Genomic DNA, 3,854 nt, shown 5'->3' with positions numbered 1-3,854 from the left:
ACCCAGATGATGCCCGGCGCGATGCGGGCCAGCAGGCGGGCATCGGGGCCAACGGCAAAGGGAAACAGTGCGGCGGCGAGCACGAAGAACATCACCGGCAGCCACAGCGCCGGGGAACGGGCGATCGCCATGATATCGCGGCGGAGCAGCTGGAAAAACATCAGCCCAACCGCAGTTCGGCGGCACCGGCCAAGCCGATATCGCCATGCACGGCAGCCACCACCAGGCCGCCTGCCGCCCGGTGCGCCGCCATCGCGCCGGCCAGCAGCGCGGATGAGGCGCTGTCCAACCCGGCGGTGGGTTCATCGAGCAACCAGCAGTCTGCCCCCGCCGCAATCACCCGTGCAATCGCGGCACGACGTTTCTGCCCAGACGACAAATGCCGGCACGGCACGTCCACCAGCCCGACAAGGTTCATCGCCGTCAGCGCCGCCGGCAACCGCTGCTGCCCGCCATCCAGCCGCGCCCAATAATCCAGCTCGGTGCCCAGCATATTGCGTGGTTTCAGCGCCACATCGTGCCCGGCAAAGGCGCGGCGGCCGCCGCCGCTCACGGCGCCAGCCTCGGCACGCAGCAATCCCGCCAGCAGCCGCAGCAATGATGATTTGCCGGCGCCATTGGGGCCGGTCAGCAGCAGCGCGCCGCCCGGCTCCACCCGCGCCGACACGGCGTCGAACAGCAGCCGCCCACCACGCCGGCAAGCCAGATTGTCGATCACGAGCGCGTCCACCACCGCCCCGGCTTAATGGCTTGGTTCGGCTTCGTCACCCCCCCAAGGGTCGCCAAGCGCCAAACTGGTGACGCGGGCGCGCTTATTGGTTATCACTGCGGTCATGCCCCCAGCCGCCCCCCCTCCCGCTGATCGCCCACAACTTTCCACCACCGCCCGCATGGCCATCAATTTCGGCCCGCTGCTGCTGTTCTTTGGCGCCAGCAAATTGGGCAAGGCGCTGCACGAGCAGGGCCAGTTGCCCGGCCTTGCCGATGCCGAAGTGGCCAGTGCTGTTGTTGGCACCGCGGTGTTCGTGGTTGCCACGCTGATCGCGGCGCTGTGGCACTGGCGCCAGACCCGTCACCTGCCGGCCGCGATGATCTTCACCACGGTGATCGTCGTGCTGTTTGGCGGCCTCACCATCTGGCTGCAAGACAAGGCCTTCATCCAGCTGAAGCCAACCATCATCTATGGCGTGTTTGCCTTGTTGCTGTTCGGCGGGCTCGCCACCGGCCGGCCCACCCTGCAGCTGGTGATGGGCGATGCCCTGCCCGGCCTCACCGATACGGGCTGGCGCCTGCTCACCCGCAACTGGGCGATCTTCTTCATCGCACTGCTCGCCGCCAACGAAGTTGCCCGCCGCGCGCTGGGTTATGATGACTGGCTCAGCTTCAAGGTGTGGGGCGTGACGCTGGCCATCTTCGCCTTCACCCTGGTGCAGGGCCCGCTGCTGGCGCGGCATGGGCTGAAGCTGGATTAGGCCGGCTCGGCCGCGGCTATTTCGGCAGCTTGGCCTTCACCTGCGCCGCCAGCGTGGCCAGGGCCGAACTCTTCAATTCTGTTGTGCAATCTTCTTCAGCGATGCGGTTGGTCGCCTGTTCCTTGGCGGCGTTGTGCAGCATGACCGCAAAGCCCTGCTGTTTGGGGCTGAGGTCGGCGCGCGCCTTCAATTGGGCAACCAGCGGATTGAAGCTTTGGTCCTGCCAGGCGCCGCCACACGCCTCGAACACGCCGCTGACAAAGCCGCGGTCGTAGACATGTTGCGCGAGCGGTGCGGAAAAAATCGGCTGGGCGCGCTCAGCCGGCGGCTCGGCCAGCATCGGCGTGCCATCGGGCAGGCTGCCCAGGCTCATGTTGTTGCGCAGAACGTCGATGAAACGCTGAACCACGCCAGGGGATTCGGAAGGCAGCAGCGGGGTTGCGGCCGATACCGCGGTCGCGGCGACTGCAAGAAACGTAATGACCGGCAACAGGCGATGCATGGTGGGGGCTCCAAGGCAGATAGACAGCGCCCCAGCCTGCTAAGCCGGAATTGCTACGGCCACATGACGCCGCCAGCGCCGATCAGCGCCGCAGCGCAAGCCGCTGCAGCCGCGCCAGACTGGCGCGATCAAAGGCCAGCGCCAACCCGACAAAGACGCTCAGGCCCGCGCCGATCTCGATGGCCAGTCGCAGCGCCAGTGGCATCGCCGCCAGCGGGCCGACGCGCAGGGCGACAACGACGGCCGCCATGGCGACCGCAAAGCCGATTGGCGCCAGCCCGGCGGTGAGCTGAGTCGACAGGCTGATGCCGGTCTGGCGGGTGAAGGCGGGGCCGCCAAAGATGACGCCAACGATGGTGGCAGCATAGGCAAAGGTGGTCCAGGCCGGGCCAAACGGGGCGGCAGCTGCGAAGGCGGCGGCGGTGGCAGCCAGGCCGATGGCGCCAAAGCCCACCATCGCGCGTTGGCGCCCTTCCACCACCATGACGGCGTTGACGAGAATGCGGGTGGCGCGCACCACCCACAGGCCGAGCATCAGCTGCAAGGCCGGCACGGCCCCCGCCCATTGCGGTCCGAACAGCAGCGCGACGGCATCGGGGGCAACGGCGGCACCGCCCAGGAACAGCGGCGCGGTGCCATAAGCGATGACGTTGGTGCCGGCGATGAACATCGGCTTCATATCGAGCGCGCTACGCTTTGCGGCGGCGAAACTGGTGACCGTGACGCGGCGCAGGGTGGTGATCACCAGGCCGCAACTTTCCTCGACAAGGCGCAGCGCAAAGTTGAACAGCCCGACCTGATAGGCACCGAACACGGCGCCGAACGCGAGCACAAAACCGCGGGTGGACAGCGTGCCAAGGCTTTGCTGTGCGCCGCTCATCACGCCGATGCGCAGCAGCGTGGCAAGCTGCGGATCGCGAAGCCGCCATGCCGGCGCGCGCATGCTGGCCAACAATTGCAGCGTGCCCACCGCCTGTGCAGCCAGATTGCCGAGCACGACAGCCCAGGCACCGGTGCCCGCCAGCGCAAAGCCAATCGACGCCGCCAGCCCGGCAAGTTTGGACACCGCGGTGCGCTTGGCCAGCGCGCGGGTGCGCATCTTGCGCAGCAGCAAGCCGGTTGGAACGGCAGCGGCGGCCACGGCGATGGTGGTGAGGCCCTGAACGGCGATCAGTGCGCCCAGCCGGGGATCCCAGCGCGCCACGATTAGCCCGCACCCGGCAATGACCAATACGCTGGCAACCCCGATGACGAGCAGCGACCAGAAGGCCGAATCAGTCAGCCTGGTGTGCGCCGAAGGGCTGCGCACCAGGGCATCCGGCATGCCGCCGAGCAAGGCCGCCTGGACGATCAGGGAAATGGCCACCGCAATGCCGGCGCGGCCAAACTCGTCGGGCGGCACCAGCCGCGCCAGAACGAGCACGGTGACCAGCGAGGCGAGGGCGCTGAGCAGGCTTTCGAGAAAGGCCCAACGCACCGATCGCGTGACGCGCGTGACGATGCTGGCAGGCGGCATTCGATTCCTGTCGAAGTTCATGCGATCGTCATGCCTGCGGCATAACAGATGCAAAACGCGAGGCTAATCGAGGTTTGTGACAATTTCGCTGATCATTTGCACGCGCAACCGTGCCGGGCCGCTCGGTCGCTGCCTGGCGGCGGTGGCGGGGATCGTCCATGACGGCGATTGGGAACTGGTGATCGTGGACAATGGATCAACCGACGCGACCGCAGCGGTGGTCGCGGATTTTGCCGCGCAGGCAGGTTTTCGCGTTGTCCAGGTGCACCAGCCGGTGCCGGGGCTGAGCAACGCCCGCAACGCCGGTGTCGCAGCCGCCACGGGCGAGTTGATCCTGTTCACCGACGATGATTGCTATGTCGAA

The 3,854-nt window shown here is 67.2% G+C and carries 6 protein-coding genes; 2 read left to right on the top strand and 4 right to left on the bottom strand.

Annotated features, from left to right (window positions below):
- On the bottom strand, positions 1-161 hold a 161-nt coding region (locus RMO81_RS00435), incomplete at its 3' end, for a heme exporter protein CcmB (protein ID WP_310473753.1).
- Positions 161-733, bottom strand: coding sequence for a heme ABC exporter ATP-binding protein CcmA (ccmA, locus tag RMO81_RS00430; RefSeq protein ID WP_310473752.1), 573 nt, complete (start codon positions 731-733; stop codon positions 161-163). The genes RMO81_RS00435 and ccmA, both read right to left, overlap by 1 nt.
- A 157-nt stretch (positions 734-890) precedes the next feature.
- Here ccmA and RMO81_RS00425 point away from each other — a divergent pair, with 157 nt between their 5' ends.
- Complete coding sequence (locus RMO81_RS00425; protein ID WP_310473751.1) at positions 891-1,472, top strand: inner membrane-spanning protein YciB; 582 nt, start codon at positions 891-893, stop codon at positions 1,470-1,472.
- A gap of 16 nt (positions 1,473-1,488) precedes the next feature.
- On the opposite strand, the gene RMO81_RS00420 is transcribed toward RMO81_RS00425, so the two are convergent.
- Positions 1,489-1,974 carry a hypothetical protein gene (locus RMO81_RS00420; protein WP_310473750.1) on the bottom strand — a complete coding sequence of 162 codons (486 nt, stop codon included), beginning with the start codon at positions 1,972-1,974 and terminating at the stop codon, positions 1,489-1,491.
- Positions 1,975-2,056: 82 nt separating this feature from the next.
- Entirely contained in the window at positions 2,057-3,490 is a 1,434-nt protein-coding gene (locus RMO81_RS00415) for an oligosaccharide flippase family protein (protein ID WP_310473749.1), read from the bottom strand.
- Positions 3,491-3,566: 76 nt separating this feature from the next.
- Between RMO81_RS00415 and RMO81_RS00410 the strand changes: the two genes are divergently transcribed.
- Positions 3,567-3,854, top strand: a 288-nt coding sequence (locus RMO81_RS00410; RefSeq protein ID WP_310473748.1) for a glycosyltransferase family A protein, incomplete at its 3' end; no start/stop codon positions are given.

It is taken from the genome of Sandarakinorhabdus sp. (genome assembly GCF_031422795.1).
Taxonomy (GTDB): Bacteria; Pseudomonadota; Alphaproteobacteria; order Sphingomonadales; family Sphingomonadaceae; genus Sandarakinorhabdus.
This window is presented reverse-complemented; position numbering and strand designations above follow the sequence as displayed.

Coding starts and splice junctions, on each gene's coding strand:
- RMO81_RS00415 (WP_310473749.1), bottom strand. CDS start 3,490: ATGCCGCCTGCCAGCATCGTCACGCGCGTCACGCGATCGGTGCGTTGG.
- RMO81_RS00420 (WP_310473750.1), bottom strand. CDS start 1,974: ATGCATCGCCTGTTGCCGGTCATTACGTTTCTTGCAGTCGCCGCGACC.
- RMO81_RS00425 (WP_310473751.1), top strand. CDS start 891: ATGGCCATCAATTTCGGCCCGCTGCTGCTGTTCTTTGGCGCCAGCAAA.